Raw genomic sequence first — 19056 nt, forward strand, 5'->3', positions numbered from 1 at the left:
TCAGTGTAGGGATGATTTATCTTAATATCAAGATAAATATCGAAATCGAGAAATCATGAGCGAAGAACACGACGCGGTAGACCTGATCATCAATCAATGGCGCGAACAGCGGCCAGACTTGCAGAATCTGGACGCCATGGCCTTGCTGGGCCGCATGACGCGCTGCTTCCAACTGGTCCAAAAACAGATGAGCGACAACTTCAGACGTCACGGCCTGCAGTTGGGCGAGTTTGATGTGCTGGCCAGCCTGCGCCGCTCCGGCCCGCCGTACACCTTGGCACCCACCGCTTTGTTTTCCACCTTGATGGTCAGCTCCGGCACTATGACGCATCGTTTGCAGGGCCTGGAAAAGCAGGGCTTGATCGAACGCATTGCCGACCCGGAAGATGCCCGCCGTATTCTGGTGCGTTTGAGCCCAGCGGGTCTGGCCTGTGTGGATGCGGTTGTGGTGGACCATTTGACCAATGAAGAAAATTTGCTGGAAGGTCTGGATCCCACGCAGCGGCAAAGTCTGGATACCTTGTTGCGCGACTGGATGCGCTTGTTAGAGTCGCGCCAGGCTTGAAGGAATGCTAAAGTAGCTGGATATATACACAGCCTGCTTATGACCCCGCCCGAGCTTCCTCCTTTTTACTATCTGCATAATTTCCATCAGGTTTTGCAGTGGGTACAACACACCAGTTCCGACCTGCTGGAGCCCCAACACGTCCAGTGCGGCCATCGTTTTGTGCATGCTTCCCAGCCTGCACAAGCCCTGTTGGTGCGCTTGCTGATGCGTAAAGGCCCGGTGTTTCGTATCGACAAGTTGCGTTATGCCGAGATCGAAAACCTGGATGCGGCAGTGCAAGAGCTGGCTGCTTGCGAGCTAATAGAAACCGATCCTGAGCTGGATCTGGAAACCTTGTTTGCCGTCCATACAGTGCCTGAGCTGCGCCGTTTGTTCAGTGATCTGCCAGCCGCCGGGCGCAAATCGGACTATCTGGAATGGATTGGGCAGGCTCACGGCGAACAGGCTCGGCCTTTTACGCAGTGGTGTGCCGATCCAGTCCTGCAAGCTCCCACACTGCGCCTATCACCGCAAGTCATGCATTGGGCACAGCGTTTGCAGTTGCTGTTCTTTGGCAACCATTATCAGGACTGGTCCGAGTTTGTGCTGAGCGATCTGGGCCTGTATCGCTACGAAACCGTGGTTCTGGATCAGGCCAGTCGGGCGTTTCGCCACAATGAGGACGTGCGCTTGTATGAAACCTTGTCCGAGCTGCGAGACGCACAGGATGAGGCCGACCCCGATCTTTGGATACAGCGCTTTGCCGCCGTTCAAGCAGTTGAGACTGACAGCGACTGGCTGCAACGACGTAAGGCAAAAACCCTGTTCCAGCTAGGCCAGCAAGCCGAACGTCAACATTGGTGGGCCTTAGCCGAACAAGCGTATTTGCAGACAAGCTGGCCGGGAGCCCGTTACCGCCAATTGCGGGTATTGGAGCGTCAGGAGAATCATCAAGGTGCCTGGCCCTTGTTTTGTCAGGCGTGGAACCAGCCCGAAAATGAAAGCGAAACCCAGAAGTTGCTGCGTATGTTGCCTCGCATGCGTCGCAAACTGGCGGTAGACGCTCCGCCCAGCTCGCCTTCCAATAAACCCGCAAGCCGCACACAACGCAGTGATCTGGTTTTGTTCGATGACGGCAATCGGGTCGAATCGCAGGTGCTGGCTCATTGGGACAGCCCCTTGGCACCTGTGTTTTACGTAGAAAATGCCTTGTTCCCGGCCTTATTAGGCTTGTTGAGCTGGGAGGCTATTTTCGCTCCCTTGCCTGGTGCGTTTTTCCACCCCTATCAAGCTTGTCCGGCCGATTGGGGTAACCCGGACTTTGTATCGCGCAGGCAAAACTTGTTTGAGCAGTCTTTGAGTGTGCTGGACGGCGCAGACTATAAAACCGTGATCTGGCAACGCTGGCAGGAAAAGCGTGGCATACAGTGCCCCTTGCTGATCTGGCCAGCTTTGAACGAGTCCTTGATCGAGCAGGCCTTGCAGTGCATCCCGGCTCAGCATCTGCAACTGGTGTTCAAGCGTATCTTGCAGGATTGGCGGGACAACCGTTCCGGCCTGCCGGATTTGGTGCGCTTCATGCCTGCCCAGCAAAGCTATGAATTGATTGAGGTAAAAGGCCCCGGAGACCGCTTGCAGGATAACCAGCGACGTTGGCTCAGTTATTTCGAGCAGCATGCCATCCCTGCGCGTGTCTGCTATGTGACCCGGCCGGAGTCGTCATGAAAGCCTGGACCGTAGGTGTACGCGCCTTATGCGAATTTACCGCCCGCAGCGGGGATCTGGACTTGCGCTTTACGCCTGCGGCCACGGCACAGGAAGGTATCCTGGGCCACCAGCAGTTAACGCTACGTCGCCCCGACCACTATGAAGCCGAAGTACCGCTGTCCTATGAGATGGAAGGGCTAGTGGTGCGTGGTCGGGCCGATGGGTTTGATCCCGTCAGCAATTGCCTGGAAGAGCTGAAAACCTATCGTGGTGCTTTTGATGCCATTCCCAAGCACCATAGACGCCTGCATCAGGCGCAAGCCAAAGTCTATGCGGCCATGCTTTGTCAGGCGCGCGATTTGCCGGGAATGACCGTCAGCGTGGTGTATTACCACGTGGACAAGCACAAAGAAACCAGTGTCTCTGAATACCTGGGGCGCGCGGATCTGTGGGCCTTTTTTGAGCAGCAATGCCGCTTGTATCTTGAGTGGGGGCGGCAGGAGCAAAAGCATCGGCTGGCGCGCGATCAAGCTTGTACTGCTTTGCAATTTCCCTTTGATCAGTTTCGTGCGGGTCAGCGGCAACTGGCCGTAGCCGCGTTCCGGGCTCAGCGCGATGCACAGTGCCTGTTAGCCCAAGCGCCAACCGGTATCGGCAAAACCTTGGCAGTCGTATTTCCCGGCCTGAAAGCCATGCCGGAGGCGGGACTGGATAAGCTCTTTTATCTGACGGCTAAAAATTCGGGTCGGCAAATGGCCTTGGACGCCTTGCAGCGTTTAAACCCAGAAGGTGAGGGCGCGTGGCGGGTGCTGGAAATGGTGGCCCGCGACAAGCAGTGCCCCAATCCGGATAAAGCCTGCCATGGCCAATCCTGCCCTCTGGCCGAAGGCTTTTACGACCGGCTTCCTGCGGCCCGTCAGCAGGCTCTGGAGCAACCCATGCTAACTAGCCAGCGCTTGCAAGAAGTGGCTAGCAAACACCAGGTCTGCCCCTATTACTTGAGCCAGGAAATGCTGCGTTGGGCGGACGCCATTGTGGGTGACTACAACTATTTTTTCGACACACATGCGGTGCTGTATAGCCAGACTCTGGTTCAGCAATGGCGCAGCGCTGTTCTGGTGGACGAAGCACACAACTTGGTAGAACGCGCCCGTTCCATGTATTCCGCGTCCTTTTCGCAAGTGCAGTTGCGCATGGCGCGTAAAGCCGCGCCTTCGGTCTTGAAGCGTCATTTCACGCCGTTGACTCGCTTGATGGAGGATTTGATACCCGAGGAAGGGGGCGATCAATGGGGGCTGGAAAAAATCCCGGAGGATCTGCTTGAACAGTGCGACTATCTGGCAGCCCGCTTAGGGGCCTATGTGGCTGAGAATCCCATGCCGCAAGACAGCCCCTTGCTGCAGTTTTATTTTGAGCTGCTGTACTTTGTGGACCTGGCCGGACAGTTCGGCTCGCATTCCTTATTCGATATTTTGGCGCAGCGCGATGGTGTGCTCCTGAACCTGCGCAATATTGTGCCTGCTCCGTTTCTGGCTGAACGCTATGGCGACGCGCACGGTGTGGTGCTGTTCTCCGGCACCATGAATCCCTCACAGTTTTATCGTGATGTCTTGGGTTTGCCGCCAAGTACGGCTGAGTTGAACGTGGCATCGCCGTATCGGGCCGAGCAACTACGGGTACGCCAATATGCCGGTCTGTCTACGCGCTATGCTGACCGGGCCCAGAGTCTGAGCGGGGTCTGCGATATTGTCGGGCAGGCCTATCAGGCACAGCCGGGTAACTATCTTTTGTTCTTGAGCAGTTTTGACTATCTGGAGCAGGTTAGCCAGGCCTTGCAGGAGCGCTGGCCGGATATGCCGCTTTGGCATCAGCAGCCGGGCATGAGCGATCTGCAAAGAACGCAGTTTCTGGACCGCTTTACGCTGGACGGAAAGGGAGTAGGTTTGGCAGTGCTGGGAGGGGCGTTTTCAGAAGGGGTAGATTTACCCGGTAAACGCTTGATCGGTGCTTTTATTGCCACCCTGGGTTTGCCGCAATTCAACCCGGCCAATGAGTCTGTGCGGCAAGTCATGGCCCGGCTCTTTGGGGAGCGGCGGGCCTATGACTATACCTATCTGTATCCGGGACTACGCAAGATTACACAGGCCGCGGGTCGTGTGATTCGCGATGAACAGGATCAGGGCTTTGTGTATCTGCTTGACGAGCGCTATGGGCAGCGGCGGGTGCAGCAGTTGCTGCCGGACTGGTGGCAAATTGAGCAGGTGCGGACTGACGCTCGTTCTGGGCAATCACTTCGGTAATGATTTGCGCGGTGGCCGCTGACAGCGTCCAACCCAGGTGACCGTGGCCAGTGTTGTAGTACACGCCCGGGCGGCTGCCTGCTTTTACGCGCGGCATCATGTCCGGCATCATGGGACGCAAACCAGCCCACGGTACAACACGATCGGTCGCGGCATCGTGGAAGTTGCGGCGGGTCCAGTTGGTCAGCGGGGCGATACGGTCGGCGCGAATGTCCTTGTTGGCACCGTTGTATTCCGCCGTACCGGCCACGCGCAGACGATCTTTGCCCAGGCGGCTGGTCACAATCTTGGCTTCTTCGTCCAGCAAGCTGACCCAAGGGGCGGCATGTTGGGCTTCGGGCGTATCCAGATACACCGAAATCGAATAGCCTTTGACGGGGTAGATATTGATGTAGTCGCCCAGCATATGGGCCAAGTGACGGCTGCCTACGCCAGCGCACACCACCAAGGAATCGACAGACAGCGTATGGGTGTGGGCTTCAGCGCCTTCACCGGTACGCAGCTGGATACGGTGTGGTGGGCCACAATCAATACCCAGAACTTCTGTATCTTGCAGGAACTTCACGCCGCGCTTGGCGCAGGCATCGGCCAGACCGCGTGTGTATTTGTGAATATCGCCCGTGGCGTCCGAAGGCGTAAAGAAACCGCCGTAATAGGTGCCTTGCAAGGCAGGTTCAATCTGGTGGATTTCCTCGTTGGTAACGGTTCGGCGCTCCAGACCGCCTTTTTGCAGCAGTTGGCTGACTTTCTTGCCAGACTCAAAGCCGCCGGGGGTGTGGTAAATGTGCAGAATACCGCGCTGTTCCAGGTCGAAATCAATGTTTTCGTCCTTAGCCCATTGGTACAGATTCTCGCGGGCGGTAATGGCCAGCTTGACGGTGTCCACGGTGTTGCGCTCGTAACCGGAAATCGCGCCTACAAACTGCGCCATCCAGCTGTATTTGTGCCAGCTTGGCTTGGGGTTGAACAGCAGCGGGGCGTCTTTGCGCATCATCCACTTCAAGCCCTTGAGTATGGTGCTGCGGCTGTTCCAGACCTCGGCATTGCACGCGGACAACTGCCCGCCGTTGGCAAACGAGGTTTCCATGGCGGGGTAGCGCAGGCGGTCGATAACGGTAACTTGATAGCCTTTCAGGCTGAGGGCGTAGGCGGTGGTGATTCCGGAAATACCGGCGCCAATGACGGCAATATGCGACATAACAGGCTCCTGACAGGTGAATTACCACCGAGTAGTGGCAATACCCCATCTGTCCTGTGACCTGAGAGTTTATCCAACCGATGTTTCAGGCTGGGCTCCTTCGGTGGGCGTCATGCGCCGCTCTCCAGAGTGTCGGGCTGGTACGATCCTTTTGCCTGAGAGATTCCGGGGTGGTTGCTCCGTCGGCGCCTGACTGAACAGGTCTCTTTCATACCGCCTGTAGTGACGCAACTACAGTAGCCGTGCTTACAAAAGTTTGCAATCAGGGTAAACCGGGAGCTGCATGCAGCGCTTGGGGGATTTCTATGGATAGATGCAATTGTTGGCTAAGCCCGGAAAATTGTTGAGACTGCCGGTCCTTGATACCGAGTTATTACTTACTTTTTCGCTTAATGTGGGCCCGACATGTCGTTGATTCCCGACCGGTGCTTGTTTCTTTATGGACTTAGTCCAGGCGGTAATGCGCACCCAGACTGCGTGGTCGATCCAGGGCGGCCTGAGTCAGCAGCCAGGCGGTGTCCAGTTGCAGGCTGAGGGTCCGTTGATCCAGGCTGGGGGGCAGAAGGCTAATTTGCCCGCGCCAATGGTCCAGGGTGTGCAAGGCCTGAAGCAGTCCTAGGTGATTGCGTAGCAAGCCGACATGCTCTTGCATTAAGTTGCGCAAGGCGGGCAGAGAAGGGGGATTGTTGGTGGATGAGCTGTGGTTTTTATGGCTGCCGTTGCTATAGCTATTGTTTCCGTCATATTGGCAAGCTTTGTCGTTGTTGGCGATGATTGCGTTTTCCACTGCATCGGCTGCCGTGGCTGTCATAAGGGAAGGTCGTGGATTCGAGTGCGAACTAGAGTTCAAACTCAAACCCCAATTGGGGCCGACACTAGCCTGTGAACTGGAACTGGAACTTGGATTTGAGTTTGTGTATGAACATGAACTTGAAATCGAACTTGTAGTTGCAGCATCTGTCTCCGGGACCAAAGCTGAACGCTGGGTCCTCTTGCTTCTAGCAATCGCCTCGGCCACCGCCCGCCCCATGACGACGCACTCCAGCAAGGAGTTGCTGGCCAAGCGATTTGCTCCATGTAAACCTGTGCAGGCTACTTCCCCCACGGCATATAGACCAGGCACCGTCGTGCGGCCTGACATGTCTGTTTGAATTCCCCCGCAACTGTAGTGCGCGGCAGGCGCAACCGGCACCCAGTCCCGACGTAAGTCCAGACCCCGGCATAAACCTTCTTCCAGGGCTTTGGGGAAATGCTGCTGTAAGGTATCCGCACCAAGATGGCGTACATCCAGCCAGACATGGCTACTGCCTTCTTGCCGCATATGTGCGGCAATAGCACGCGACACAATATCGCGTGGAGCCAGCTCCGCTCTGGCGTCGTAAGCTGGCATGAAGCGGCGACCTTGCTTGTCCAATAAATGACCACCCTCACCACGCAAGGCTTCAGTCAGCAGAAAGGTTGGACCCTCTGCATGCAGGCAGGTCGGATGAAACTGCACAAACTCCAGATCCCGTATGGCAGCACCTACGCGCCAGGCCAAGGCAACCCCTTCGCCCAAGGCGCTATCGGGATTGGTGCTGTGCGCATACAGGCTGCCCAGCCCGCCTGTTGCCAGCACGACATGGTCCGCCAAAATGGTTTCGTAGCGGTGGGTGTGTTTGTCGTAAATATCCACGCCAGCCACTGCGCCTTGTTCGTTGCGGCGCAGAGTCAATGCCAGACAGTCTGTACGCTGCTGAACATGAGGGGCTTTAGCCAATTGAGGAGCCAAAGCCTGCATGATGGCGTAGCCGCTGGCATCGGCCGCATGCACGATGCGCCGCCGACTGTGCCCACCCTCACGGGTCAGATGCAATTGGCCATCTTCGGTTCTGTCCAGAGGCACCTGCCTTTCCAGTAGCCAATGCACTGCATCTGGCGCGGCTTGCAAAATCCCGCGTACTGCCTCCTTATCCGAGTGCCGAGCGCCGGCTTCCAGTGTGTCTTCAATGTGTTGTTCCAGGCTGTCCTGGGCACTGAGCACAGCCGCCAGACCGCCCAAGGCCATCGGGCTGGCCCCGCAAGGAACGGGGGCGCTGCTGAGTAAAGTGACATGCATCGAGGAAGGCAAGGACAGGGCCAGACTGGTGCCTGCCAGCCCCGCACCGATGATCAGCACCTGCGTCTGTGTTGAGCCTGACTGCAGCATTAAGCGGCTCCTACATGTTGGAATTGCTGGCTGTGCTCGGCCAAGTCCGCACTGACGCGTAAATTGCTTTGCTGAGCAGCCGCAAAATCCATCATGCGTTGCAAGGAGCGTCGTGCGCCCTCACGTAAATCCGGGGCCACTTGAATACCAGGGCCTGGTTGACTGAGACGTTGACGCAAAGCCTCCAGACTGTTCAACGCCATCCAGGGGCAATAGGCACAGCTTTTGCAGGTGGCACTCTCGCCCGCAGTTGGTGCTGCCAGAAAGGTTTTGCCCGGCGCCTGCTGGCGCATGGCATGCAAGATTCCTTGATCGGTGGCGACGATAAAAGTGTCGGCAGAATGATTGATGGCAGCGCGCAGTAGCTGCGTTGTCGAGCCAACCACATCCGCCAGCGCAACAACAGAAGCGGGTGATTCGGGATGAACCAGAACCTGGGCATCAGGGTGCTCACTCATCACAGCCTTCAAACCATCGGCCTTGAATTCGTCATGCACCAGGCAGGAGCCTTGCCAGAGCAGCATATCTGCGCCGGTTTGTTTTTGGATATAGGAGCCCAAATGACGATCCGGTGCCCACAGAATCTTTTTCCCTTGTGCGTGTAAATGCCGCACGATGTCCAGGGCGATGGAGGACGTCACAACCCAATCCGCCTGTGCTTTGACGGCTGCGCTGGTATTGGCATACACCACCACTTCCCGGTCTGGATGCACAGCACAAAATTGCTTGAAATCCTCGGGGGCGCAACCCAGATCCAGCGAGCACGTCGCCTCGTCATGTACAGCCAGCACGCGTTTTTCAGGACTCAAAATCTTGGCCGATTCGGCCATGAAGCCCACGCCGGCCACCAACACCGTGCTGGCCGTATGCTCCTGCCCAAAGCGCGCCATCTCCAGGGAGTCACCCACGCAGCCGCCAGTCTCCAAGGCCAGATCCTGAATATCGGGGTCCGTGTAATAGTGGGCGACCAGCACGGCGTCTTGCTCCTTCAACTGCTTGGCCAAGGCTTGCTTCAGCGCGGCTTTATCGCTTTGCACGCTGAGTTTGGGAGGGACGTCGTGCCAGGTGATTTGACGACTCAAAGCATCCTGAGAGTCCGGCTGGCAGACATCAATGGGATAGCGCTGTATCATGTTTGTCCTTGATGCTCATTTTGAGCATAAATGGATGAAAAAAATGGGAAATGGGAATTTCTGAACGGGAAGTCGTATGTCTCTCTTGTTATGCTTTTTTTGAGCATAAATAAAAAATCAGCATTGTGCAAGCGCAAGAACGGAACAGAGGAATAAAAAAGAGGGGTGCCCTGCTTTGGGTTTATGTGCCCAAAGCAGGGGGAGATCCTGTTAAGGCGCGGGATTCGGTGTGTGGTGATGAATCGCGTTGATCTTGGCGATCAGCTCATCGTTCAGTTGAACATCCGCACTGGCGATGTTCTCGCGCAGTTGTTCCAGTGTGGTCGCACCGATCAGATTGCTGCTGGTAAAGGCTTGCTGATTCACCCAGGCCAGGGCCAATTGAGTGGGCGTCAAACCGTATTCGCGAGCCAGCTCGTTGTAGGCCAGCGCGGCTTCACGGGCACGCGGTGCATCGTAGCGGGTAAAGCGGTTGTACAAGGTCAAACGTCCTTTTTCGGGGCGAGCGCCGTTGTCATATTTACCCGTCAACACTCCCATCGCCAATGGCGAATACGCCAGCAGACCTAGACCTTCATAACGGCAAAATTCGGACAGACCTTCTTCAAACACGCGGTTCAGCAAGTTGTAGGGGTTCTGGATGGTGGCAATCAAAGGCAGGGAGCGCGAGCGAGACAACTCCAGAAAGCGTGAGACACCCCAAGGCGTTTCATTGGACACACCGATGTGACGCACCTTGCCTTGACGCACAAACTCGTCCAGTACCGAGAGGGTCTCTTCGATAGGGATGGTGTCTTCTTCTTTCCACGGGTAGCTACGCTGTCCAAACGTCACCGTACTGCGATCTGGCCAGTGCAATTGATACAGGTCCAGATAGTCTGTTTGCAGCCGACGCAGGCTGTCATGCAGGGCTTGCTCCAGATTCTTGCGATCCAGGCTGGTGCCGCCATTGCGGATATGACCAGGGCGCTTGGGGTCACGTTGGGGACCGGCAATTTTGCTGGCCAGAACAATGTCCTTGCGGCGGCCGGTTTTAGCCAGCCAGGTGCCGATATATTGCTCGGTCAAACCTTGCGTGGCCGCCATGGGGGGAACAGGGTACATCTCGGCGGTATCCACCAGATTCACACCCAGTTCCAGGGCAAGATCCAGTTGAGCGTGCGCATCGGCCTCGCTGTTCTGTTCCCCGTACGTCATGGTGCCCAAACCAATCAGGCTGACGTCCAGGTCTGTATTGCCCAGCTTGCGGTATTTCATTTACTTCGACTCCCGAAAGCGCAGGGCCGGGCGGCCCTACAAACCGTGCATGGTAGCGTATTTAGCCTGCTTGCCGGTGTGCTGATTGAACTGATTCTTTATAAAAAAACCATCGCAAGTTATTTACGATGGTTTTGTGTTGAGGTACTGCTGTAGTACTGAGCGATTTCAGGCCGCCTCATCATGCTCCGGCAAAGCAGGTGGAGCAGGCAAAGGACGACTAGGCAGCAAAGGTAGGCCGTGCTTGCTGCGCAAACGCTGGCAATCCACATTGGGGCTGCCATCCAGCTCCCAGATCTGGTAGTCACGACAGGGGGTGGGGCGATCCGGATAAATAGCGCAATGAATCCCGGGCTGGCCCAACGTTCCGCGCAAGGCGATACAACGACCTTCACCTTGCTCGGTTCCCTTCATGCAGGCGCGTAATGGGCCAACCTGGGTGGTTAACTCGACCGGCACCGTACCGCCCGTCTCGCCGCTTAGTTCACCGCTGTAAAAAGAGACCCGAAAATGTGAACAGCACACGCCGCAGCTTAAACAGGGGTTTTCATCAAAAATCTCGTCATTGGGAGGCGTATAAAGCACCGTCTCCAGTGTGGTTTCCTGAACGCCAGGTAAATCCAGCAGTTGAGTCGGGGTAGGCGGGAGAGAAGAGCAAGTCATGTGCGTAGGTGTCCCGTAGCGGCCGCAGATCCGTTTCAGACGAGATCGATGATCTGCAGGCGTAAAGCAATTATTTTATTTTTGCCCGAAGAACTTGAATAGAAAAATCGTGTGGTGATGGGCTAGCTTGATGCTGGCTGGAGACAGATTGTGTGTATCCATATGTTTCATTGATCTGCCTAGCCAGGCGGGGCGTGAATTTCTGAAAATCTGCTTGTTTTTTTGTTTAATACTTATAAAACAAAGGATTGCACAATTTCTTTGGCCTGAGGAGCTAATTTTGCAGAGAGTCCATAAAAAAAAGATCATCTTTTTTATAGAAAAACACGAAATAGTGTTGACAGCCCCATAGGGAAGATCTATTATTTCATTTCTTCACCGCAGGCGGTTAGCTCAGTTGGTTAGAGCGCTACGTTGACATCGTAGAGGTCGCTGGTTCGAATCCAGTACTGCCTACCAGAATACATGCACACAGCACCACGCTGTGCCAAGAAAAGCCCCAAAGATCAATGCTTTGGGGCTTTTTTGTTGCTCAGCGTTCCAAGCTGCGCCAAGGTATTTTGGGGGCATGAATCGGGGCATGGCTATTTGGGATGCTTTCTCCTGCTGTTCATCCAGATAGTCCGACCACCATTGCATCAGATCATGACGCTCTGCCATGTACTGGGCATGGTTGTAGGCACGGCGCACCTTGTTGCGATCACGGTGTGCCAGCTAACGCTCAATCACCTCTGAGCGAAAACCGCTTTGCCCGTTCATGATAGTGGAAGCCAAGCCACGAAAGCCATGGCCCGTCTGCAGGCCGCCAAATCCCATGAATTTCAATACCCGGTTCATCGTCTCGCTGCTGATAAGCGTAGAGCGCGGGTTGTGTACGCCGGGGAACAGAAAAGAGTGACGTCCGGACAAAGCCCTCAGTATTTGAGTGCGTTGTCGAGTGTCCCGACAGTGTTTTGAATGTACTCTTACCGTTTTGAGTATCCTTGGTTCCATGAAAATACGACCATATCAAACGCAGGACGAGCTGGCCGTTGTTGCGCTATGGGAAAACTGTGGCTTGATCAGGCCTTGGAATGATCCTTATAAAGATATTGCCCGTAAGCTGACCGAGCAGCCAGAGCTTTTCCTTGTAGGGACAGAGACAGACAAAGTTATTGCAACCGCCATGATTGGTTTTGACGGTCATCGGGGCTGGGTGTATTACTTGGCCGTGGATCCTGAGTTCCGTCAGAGGTCTTACGGTAAGGCTCTTATGCGTGAGGCCGAGCGCTTGCTAATAGCGCGGGGCTGCCCAAAAGTGAATTTGTTGATACGTAGCACCAATAAGCAGGTCATTGATTTCTATTTGAGCTTGGGCTATGTGCAAGACGATGTGATTAGTCTTGGCCGTAGGATAATTGAAGACTTGCCTTCGCAAGAGGGGTAGAGTAAATCTGAGTAATTTAATCAGCGCAGTGAAAGTAGTATGGCCCGCCCATCAGAAGATCGGCGGGTTTTTATTGAAACGTAGCAAGAAATCAGCACCAAAAAATTAAATTAGACGCTCTGGGACCAATGCGTGTTAAGGTCGGGACCCGTGAATAATCGAAAGCGGGGGAGACGGTGAGAAAGAATCAAGAGTTTCTGCCAACAATGTCTAGTGGAGATGTTGGGCGCATGATGGTGGAAGTGGCCAAGCGAGAGTTAAAGGGATGGTCAGATAAAGGACTGTTAATTCGCGTGTATGGGGTGCTTATGAATTTGGAGGCCCAGCGCGCATATTCTAAATCTCGCGGCTGGAACACTGTGTATGGTGTTGTTCTTGATGCTGAAGGGCCGTTAGCTATTAACGCTTCTAGAGAAGTATTTGAAGGCTGTGATGATGGAGACATGGTTGAGATAGTTGGCTATCCCACTATTAAGGTTATTCGTGGAGAACTGAAGGTGCAATTAGACGTGTTGCATTTGCGGCATCCGGAGAGCGAGGATGATCAAAATAGGCGAAAAGTAGTTCAATCAAACCTAGCTGCGCTCAAAGCGCTCAAACCAGTACGAAATGTCTTTCCATTGCAGTCTAGATTAAGCGTTGATGTTATTTATTCCGGGGCTAGCGCGGCTCAGGTGGATGAAGACTTCTACAACGGTCTTGGGGAGGCGGCAGGTAGATGCCAGATTAGGCCTGTCCCTATTCGGATTACGTCGGCTTCGGAAGTGGCTGAAGCGATACGATCTAGCCACGCGGATATCTTGATTATTATTCGAGGAGGTGGTGAAGACGTTGATTTTGCTGTGTTTAATAATGCAGAGGTCTTGAGCGCATTATCGGAGGCGAAAGCTTATCGCGTGACGGGTATCGGTCACAGCGGGAATAGCACCTTGGCCGATCTAATTGCAGATTTCTCAGCCGCTGTGCCAGCGCAAGCAGGAAGCCATATTCGGGAGCAGTTATGCCAAGTGAATAAATTGCTAGGAGAATATGAGGGTCTGGTGAAAAAACAAATGTCTGAAATAATAGAGCTATCTGAGGAAGTTGAGAGTGTAAGTAATGGTTCTCGTGCGGAAATTAATCGATTGCATGAAATCATTAAAATAAAATCGTCTCACACTAAAAATATAAAAACTTTATGGGCAGTGATAGCTATTTTATTGCTTATTTTGATAATTAAATAACTCTTGGTGAAATGGATCGAATTTGATTGAATGTTAAATGGATAGCAGAAATGATTCCATTCATATTGCTATCCATTTTCATCATATCGATGTTGGTTTTTGTTTCTTGTGTGGGCATTGATCGCTTTCAAAAAGGAAGGTTGTATAGTTCCGGCTAGCGTGAGCAAGGGGCTTTACGCTGGTGGCTGATAGAAAGCCCGCCATGATCAACAGATGCGGGAATGCCGAGCTACGTACCATGGTTTATCATTGCTGCCCCGGTACTTCACCTTACGTCACGACATACTGGGAGATCGCAAAAAAATGCGCTGCGCTGCCAGCCAGCACGAATAGATGCCAGATACCGTGCCAATGACGAAAACGTTCGTCAAACACAAAGAAAACAATTCCAGCGGTATAAATTGCGCCACCTGCTGCCAACCAGGAAAAGCCCTGCGAGCCCAAATTGGAAGCCAACGGCCCTAACGCCAATAATACAATCCATCCCATAACGGCATAAATCACCAGCGACAATACGCGCGCGGGCGTACGGGGGCGGATATCTTGAACAATGCCAATGACTGCCAAGCCCCAGACCACACCAAACAGACTCCATCCCCAAGGCCCTCGCAGCGTTACTAGGCAAAAGGGTGTATAGCTGCCAGCAATCAGCAAGTAGATGGAAAAATGATCCATCTTCCGGAATACGTTTTTGGCTCGTCCCTTGAAGCAGTGGTACAGGGTGGAGATCAGGTAAAGCAGGATAAGCGTGGCGCCATAGATGGCCGTGCTGGTGATGCGCCAGGGATCGCCAGTCAAACTGGCCATGACAAGCAACCAGGATACGCCGCCCACAGCCAGGACAGCACCGATCAGGTGTGTCCAGGCGTTGAATCGTTCACCGTGATACATGATTTTCTCTTCTCTCCAAATAGGTGGTAGGCAGATTGTAAGACTGTCGCCGTAAGGGGAAAGCGTAGTGGATAAATCAGGGTTTCGCATTGGTGTGTGTCAAGTCCGGGCCTAGGTACATGGCCTAGCGTACCGAGACGGTCAGGTAAACCCCAATTTCTGCTGAACCCGCCCGGCTCTAGGATGGGAGCAGCGCGACGTGCGTTCTTATTTCAGGGAGGGGCATCATGAAATTTGTGCTTTATAAAGACAAAGGCGGTGAATGGCGGTGGCGATTCAAGGCGGCAAATGGAAATATTATTTGTGTCAGTTCGGAAGGCTATACCAGCAAGCAGAGCGCACAAAACAGCATTGAGTCTGTGAAGAAAGGGATACCCGATGCTCCAGTGGTCGAGGAGTAGGTAAACAGCCTGTTTCCCGCCTTGGTCATCCAGGCGGGTCTGGCCGGTCTGGCACGGATAAGAGTTTATGTCTATGAAGCCAAGTGCAGATGCTCACGGCTGGGCGGCATAAGCCATGCTGCGTGGCGATGAGCAGGCCGGCCTGTCCTCCTTTTTTAACTGACTATTCCTCCTGTGCCGACTCCTGGCCGCGCACGATACCGCAGCGTTTATGAGCTTGCATGACGATTGCAACGTTGCTGTTGAGTACGCCTTCTATTTCCCCCAGCCGACGTGTCACCACATCCCAGAGCTGCAGGCTATCTCGGCACAAAATGTGCCAGAAAAGCTGTGAGGGGCCACTGGTACCGAACAGGCAACGGGTATTGGGATCTTGCGCCAGGTGCGCCGCCAAGGTATTGACGGCTTGAGGGCGTACTTGCACGGATACCACCGCTTCAACTGGGAATCCCACCAAAGCGGGCTCCACTTCAACCCTGAACGACAGCGCCTTGCGCTCCACCAAATGCTGCAACAGTCGCTGGGCAGTAGGTTCGCTCACGCCCGCCTGCTCCGCCAGTTCGGCCAGGCTGGCCCGTCCATCTCTTTTTAGCCAGTTTGCGATTCGCTGTTCAGCCTCGTTGAGCGCAAGGGGGGTGTGTGCGGAGCTTGTATCGGTAATGCCGGCTGGGTCGGCCTGTATGCGCCATTGACCTGCGCGGCGAAAAGACCGTAGGACCAGGCGTGCATCGACGTGCTCGACTCCTGGCATGCAGGGCAGAATGCGGGTCACCAGTTCGGGCATGTCTGCTTCATCGGCCAGAGTCAGTTCAGCCATCAGGTCTGCTGAGCCGGCCAAGGTGACAACCAATTGGCAGTTCTCCATTTGGGCCAGTGTGTCAGCCACGTGAGGGACCTGACCGGCGTGGCAACGCATCCAGGCATGCAGTACGACCCCCTTGCCTGTTGCCAGCGGGTCGGTTTCTGCAATCACGCGTAATGCACCCGTTTCCAACAGACGTTTGATTCGCCTGCCCACGGTACGTTCGGCAATGTCTGCGGCTGCGCCCAGCTCCCGCCAGGAGGCCCGTGGATCTGCCTGCAAGGCAATCAAGCAGGCCAGATCGGTGTCATCGAGCGTGGGCAGCAAGGGTTTACCCTTGCTTGACGTGACCATATTCATCTAATTAACCTTCTTCAATTGCTAAAAAACAAACTTTTTAATCTTTTTTTGTCCAAAAATAAATAAATTGAGGAATTCATGAGCTCTCCCTCTCATCGTCCGAGCGCCCCGCCTGGCCTCGACCCTGCCCCGGTCTCGCGCGTTCGTACCATTGTGGCTGGCAGTGTAGGCAACGCAGTTGAATGGTTTGATTGGACCATTTACGCTTCCTTCGCTATCTTTTTCTCCAGCCAGTTCTTTCCCGACGGCAATGAGACCACGGCGTTGCTGGCCAGCTTCGGCATTTTTGCAGTGGGCTTTTTCATGCGTCCCATCGGTGGCTGGTTGCTTGGCATTTTCTCCGATCGCTACGGACGCAAGGCCGCTTTAGGGCTGACTATCCTGATGATGGCCGGAGGGTCGCTTATTATCGCAGTAACCCCGACCTATGCTGCAATAGGTTTGGCGGCGCCTCTTTTGTTGACGCTGGCCCGCTTGCTGCAGGGCTTGTCCCTGGGAGGGGAGTATGCCTCGGCTACCACGTTCTTGACCGAGATGGCGCCCCCTCATCGGCGCGGTTTTTATTCCAGTTTCGTGTTCTTCAGTGCGGCAGTCGGTATTTTGGCGGCCTCGGCTGTGGGCTGGGTGCTCACGACCTGCTTGAGCCGGGCGGAGATGGCCGAGTGGGGCTGGCGTATTCCGTTTCTGCTGGGAGCATTGGGCGGTGTGGCTGGCCTTTGGATTCGGCGCTCGATTCCCGAGACTGAGGCTTTTTCTGAAAGCAAAAAAGCGGGTGTAGAAAAGCAGCCTTTGCGTACCTTGTTGCGTGAGTATCCTGTGGAAGTGCTGCGCATTATCGGTTTTTCCATTCTGACAACCTTCGCGTTCTATATCTTTGTCGCTTACGTGCCGACCTACGCCATCCGCCATGTGCAGGCCGATCCCAAGGTGGCCTTTGCCGCCAATACGGTGGCGTTGATTGTGTTCATGGTGGTGCAGCCCTTGTTTGGCGCTTTGTCCGATCGTATCGGACGCAAACCGCAGTTGATCGTGTTTGCCGCCGGGTATTTGTTCTTCTTTTATCCGCTCATGAGCACATTGGGGCCGTCTTTCGGTTCCATCCTGACGGTAGAGCTGTTTGGCTTGGTGCTGTACGCCATGTATACCTCGATTGGCCCTGCCATTATGTCTGAGCAGTTTCCAACCAGCGTACGTGCGGTTGGTATCGGGGCGCCCTATAACCTGATGGTGGCGTTGCTGGGGGGGACCACTCCTTATTTGCTGACCTGGTTGCAAAGCAATGGCTTGGAACGCTGGTTCTTTTACTATGTGCTGGCTGGTGCGGTCATTACCTTGATCACGTTCATCCGTATGCCCGAGACAGTTGGAAAAAAACTGCGCTGATCGCGCCCGTTTCGCCCGGCGTCAGGCCGGGCATGTACAGCCCGCTTGGCGGGCTGTGTGATTTTCAGGAAGCTCCATGTTGAAACAAGATGTCGCCCTTCATTTTCGAGATGCTCTTCAGATCGGTCTCGAGATTCGACAGGGCCGATTAAGTGCCCGGCAAGTTGCCACCTATTTTCTGGACCGTATCGAGCGTGCTGCCGGACTTAATGCCTTTAGTGTGATCACGGCCGAGCGGGCCTTGGCTCAAGCAGACGCGGCTGACCGTCTACTGGCTGCTGGCATCGTGCTGGGGCCTTTTCATGGCGTGCCCGTTGCGGTCAAAGACAGTGTTCAATGGGAAGGAACCGAGGCGACCCTGGGCTCTCAAAGCCGTGTCGGCAAGATCAGCACGGAGACGGCGACTGTACTGCGTTCGCTGATGGCGCAAGGCATGGTGGTGCTGGGCAAAACCAAAATGACCGAGTTCGCCTTCGGCTTGTCCGGGCAAAACCTGACTCAGGGTACGGCACGCAATCCGTGGGATGCTGCGGTAGCCCGCGCTCCGGGTGGCTCGTCCAGCGGGAGTGGGGTGGCGGTAGCGGCCGGTTTGGTGCCCATCGCCCTGGGGGGGGATACCGGTGGCTCAGTGCGTGCGCCAGCCACACTGAACGGCCTTGTCGGTTATAAGCCCTCGAGCGGAATGATCAGTGGCGCAGGCAGCTTGCCCTTGTCTGAGACCCTGGATGTGCTGGGGCCGATTGCCCGCAGTGTGGCCGATGCCCGCCAACTGGCGGCGGTATTGGCGGGGCCGGACATTGCCGACCCATCGACTTTGGTTTTGCCTGCCGCTTGTGTGGCTGCCCTGCGAGCACCTGCGGCACCGATACACAGCCCCATCGCTGTGCTCGATGCCCAGGCCTGGCCCGCTACCTTGGACAGCGCGACACAATTGAATTGGCAGGGCACGCTGGATCGTCTGCAAGCGGCGGGCCTGGAAGTGCAGACGTGGACGCCACCCCCTGCTTTATCTTTTGCTCGGATGGCAGAGGATAATTCAACGGTGCTCGCGTATGAAGCCTATCGTTATTACGGCGAGCTCGCTGCTGATTCTCGGCAAGCCTTGTGGTCGGTGGTGCGGGACCGTATTTTGGCAGGTGGGATGATTGATAGCGCATCTTATGAAGCCGCTTTGCAAAGACGAAGGACTGATATGCAGGTTTTTGCACAGGCGATGCAAGGTTCGGCTGCCTTGTTGATGCCCGCCTGCGATCAGGTGGCCCAAGCGCTGGACCCCGAGGATGTACGGCATGCCGGATTGGGTAAGTTACTGCGTCCTGGCAATTTCCTGGGAGCGGCGGCCATTTCTCTGCCTACCGGGTTGGATGAGCAGGGCTTGCCCACAGGCATTCAATTAATGACCCCGCGAGGGCATGATGCAGCCTTGCTCGATTGTGCGCACCTTGTTGAACAGGCGCTTGGCCGACTTTCTCGTCATCCGGACCTGGCGCACTGGGGGCTATAAATCCTGCCTGCCGCAGTCAGGCGGCTTGACAGCGCATGAGGTGACAGCGCGAGCCCCAAAAGTAGGGGCTTGT

14 protein-coding genes, 1 tRNA gene, 1 pseudogene and 2 riboswitches are annotated in these 19056 nt (G+C 55.0%); of the genes and pseudogenes, 9 read left to right on the top strand and 7 right to left on the bottom strand.

Features of this window, described 5'->3' with window-relative positions:
- Positions 1-55: 55 nt before the first annotated feature.
- From CA948_RS03990 to CA948_RS17750, 3 genes and pseudogenes are all read left to right on the top strand, one after another.
- On the top strand, positions 56-565 hold the full coding sequence (locus CA948_RS03990) for a MarR family winged helix-turn-helix transcriptional regulator (protein ID WP_108727392.1): 510 nt from the start codon (positions 56-58) through the stop codon (positions 563-565).
- Between the two features lie 39 nt (positions 566-604).
- Positions 605-2272 carry a VRR-NUC domain-containing protein gene (locus CA948_RS03995; RefSeq protein ID WP_108727393.1) on the top strand — a complete coding sequence of 556 codons (1668 nt, stop codon included), beginning with the start codon at positions 605-607 and terminating at the stop codon, positions 2270-2272.
- A gap of 797 nt (positions 2273-3069) precedes the next feature.
- Positions 3070-4446 (top strand): annotated as a pseudogene (locus CA948_RS17750) (ATP-dependent DNA helicase); the annotation flags it as partial.
- Here the strand turns inward: CA948_RS17750 and CA948_RS17755 are convergent.
- The 5 genes from CA948_RS17755 to CA948_RS04025 form a co-directional block, all read right to left on the bottom strand.
- Positions 4391-5752, bottom strand: a complete 1362-nt coding sequence (locus tag CA948_RS17755; protein WP_108727395.1) for a D-amino acid dehydrogenase — start codon at positions 5750-5752, stop codon at positions 4391-4393. The pseudogene CA948_RS17750 and the gene CA948_RS17755 sit on opposite strands and share 56 nt — an antisense overlap.
- Before the next feature lie 48 nt (positions 5753-5800).
- A riboswitch (glycine riboswitch) is annotated at positions 5801-5881 on the bottom strand.
- A gap of 4 nt (positions 5882-5885) precedes the next feature.
- A riboswitch (glycine riboswitch) is annotated at positions 5886-5973 on the bottom strand.
- 224 nt (positions 5974-6197) lie between these two features.
- Positions 6198-7940, bottom strand: coding sequence for an L-aspartate oxidase (gene nadB, locus CA948_RS04010; RefSeq protein ID WP_238988650.1), 1743 nt, complete (start codon positions 7938-7940; stop codon positions 6198-6200).
- Positions 7940-9073, bottom strand: coding sequence for a quinolinate synthase NadA (gene nadA / locus CA948_RS04015; RefSeq protein ID WP_108727396.1), 1134 nt, complete (start codon positions 9071-9073; stop codon positions 7940-7942). Before nadA ends, nadB begins: the two co-directional genes overlap by 1 nt.
- 210 nt (positions 9074-9283) lie before the next feature.
- The gene (locus CA948_RS04020) at positions 9284-10330 is read right to left on the bottom strand and encodes an NADP(H)-dependent aldo-keto reductase (protein ID WP_108727397.1); all 1047 of its coding nucleotides are present in this window, start codon (positions 10328-10330) and stop codon (positions 9284-9286) included.
- Positions 10331-10498: 168 nt separating this feature from the next.
- Positions 10499-10915 (bottom strand): YkgJ family cysteine cluster protein, encoded by a 417-nt coding sequence (locus CA948_RS04025; RefSeq protein ID WP_094196532.1) that lies wholly within the window; start codon positions 10913-10915, stop codon positions 10499-10501.
- A gap of 460 nt (positions 10916-11375) precedes the next feature.
- On the opposite strand from CA948_RS04025, the gene CA948_RS04035 reads away from it, so the two are divergent.
- The 3 genes from CA948_RS04035 to CA948_RS04050 all read left to right on the top strand — a co-directional run bounded on the left by CA948_RS04035 (position 11376) and on the right by CA948_RS04050 (position 13642).
- A tRNA-Val gene (locus CA948_RS04035) sits at positions 11376-11452 on the top strand.
- Between the two features lie 532 nt (positions 11453-11984).
- Complete coding sequence (locus CA948_RS04045) at positions 11985-12419, top strand: GNAT family acetyltransferase (protein WP_108727400.1); 435 nt, start codon at positions 11985-11987, stop codon at positions 12417-12419.
- Positions 12420-12649: 230 nt separating this feature from the next.
- A complete protein-coding gene (locus CA948_RS04050) occupies positions 12650-13642 on the top strand; it encodes an exodeoxyribonuclease VII large subunit (protein ID WP_159086115.1) in 993 nt (330 codons plus the stop codon).
- A gap of 270 nt (positions 13643-13912) precedes the next feature.
- On the opposite strand, the gene trhA is transcribed toward CA948_RS04050, so the two are convergent.
- Complete coding sequence (gene trhA, locus CA948_RS04055) at positions 13913-14533, bottom strand: PAQR family membrane homeostasis protein TrhA (RefSeq protein ID WP_108727402.1); 621 nt, start codon at positions 14531-14533, stop codon at positions 13913-13915.
- A gap of 227 nt (positions 14534-14760) precedes the next feature.
- Between trhA and CA948_RS04060 the strand changes: the two genes are divergently transcribed.
- Positions 14761-14934: a YegP family protein gene (locus CA948_RS04060; protein ID WP_003800466.1), complete on the top strand. Its 174-nt coding sequence runs from the start codon at positions 14761-14763 to the stop codon at positions 14932-14934.
- 163 nt (positions 14935-15097) lie between these two features.
- On the opposite strand, the gene CA948_RS04065 is transcribed toward CA948_RS04060, so the two are convergent.
- Complete coding sequence (locus CA948_RS04065; RefSeq protein ID WP_094196534.1) at positions 15098-16096, bottom strand: Lrp/AsnC family transcriptional regulator; 999 nt, start codon at positions 16094-16096, stop codon at positions 15098-15100.
- A 78-nt stretch (positions 16097-16174) separates the two neighbouring features.
- Here CA948_RS04065 and CA948_RS04070 point away from each other — a divergent pair, with 78 nt between their 5' ends.
- Positions 16175-17479, top strand: a complete 1305-nt coding sequence (locus CA948_RS04070; protein ID WP_108727403.1) for an MFS transporter — start codon at positions 16175-16177, stop codon at positions 17477-17479.
- A gap of 76 nt (positions 17480-17555) precedes the next feature.
- Complete coding sequence (locus tag CA948_RS04075; protein ID WP_094196536.1) at positions 17556-18983, top strand: amidase; 1428 nt, start codon at positions 17556-17558, stop codon at positions 18981-18983.
- The last annotated feature ends 73 nt before the right edge of the window (positions 18984-19056 follow it).

It is taken from the genome of Alcaligenes aquatilis, assembly GCF_003076515.1.
In the GTDB taxonomy this organism is placed as follows: domain Bacteria; phylum Pseudomonadota; class Gammaproteobacteria; order Burkholderiales; family Burkholderiaceae_B; genus Alcaligenes; species Alcaligenes aquatilis.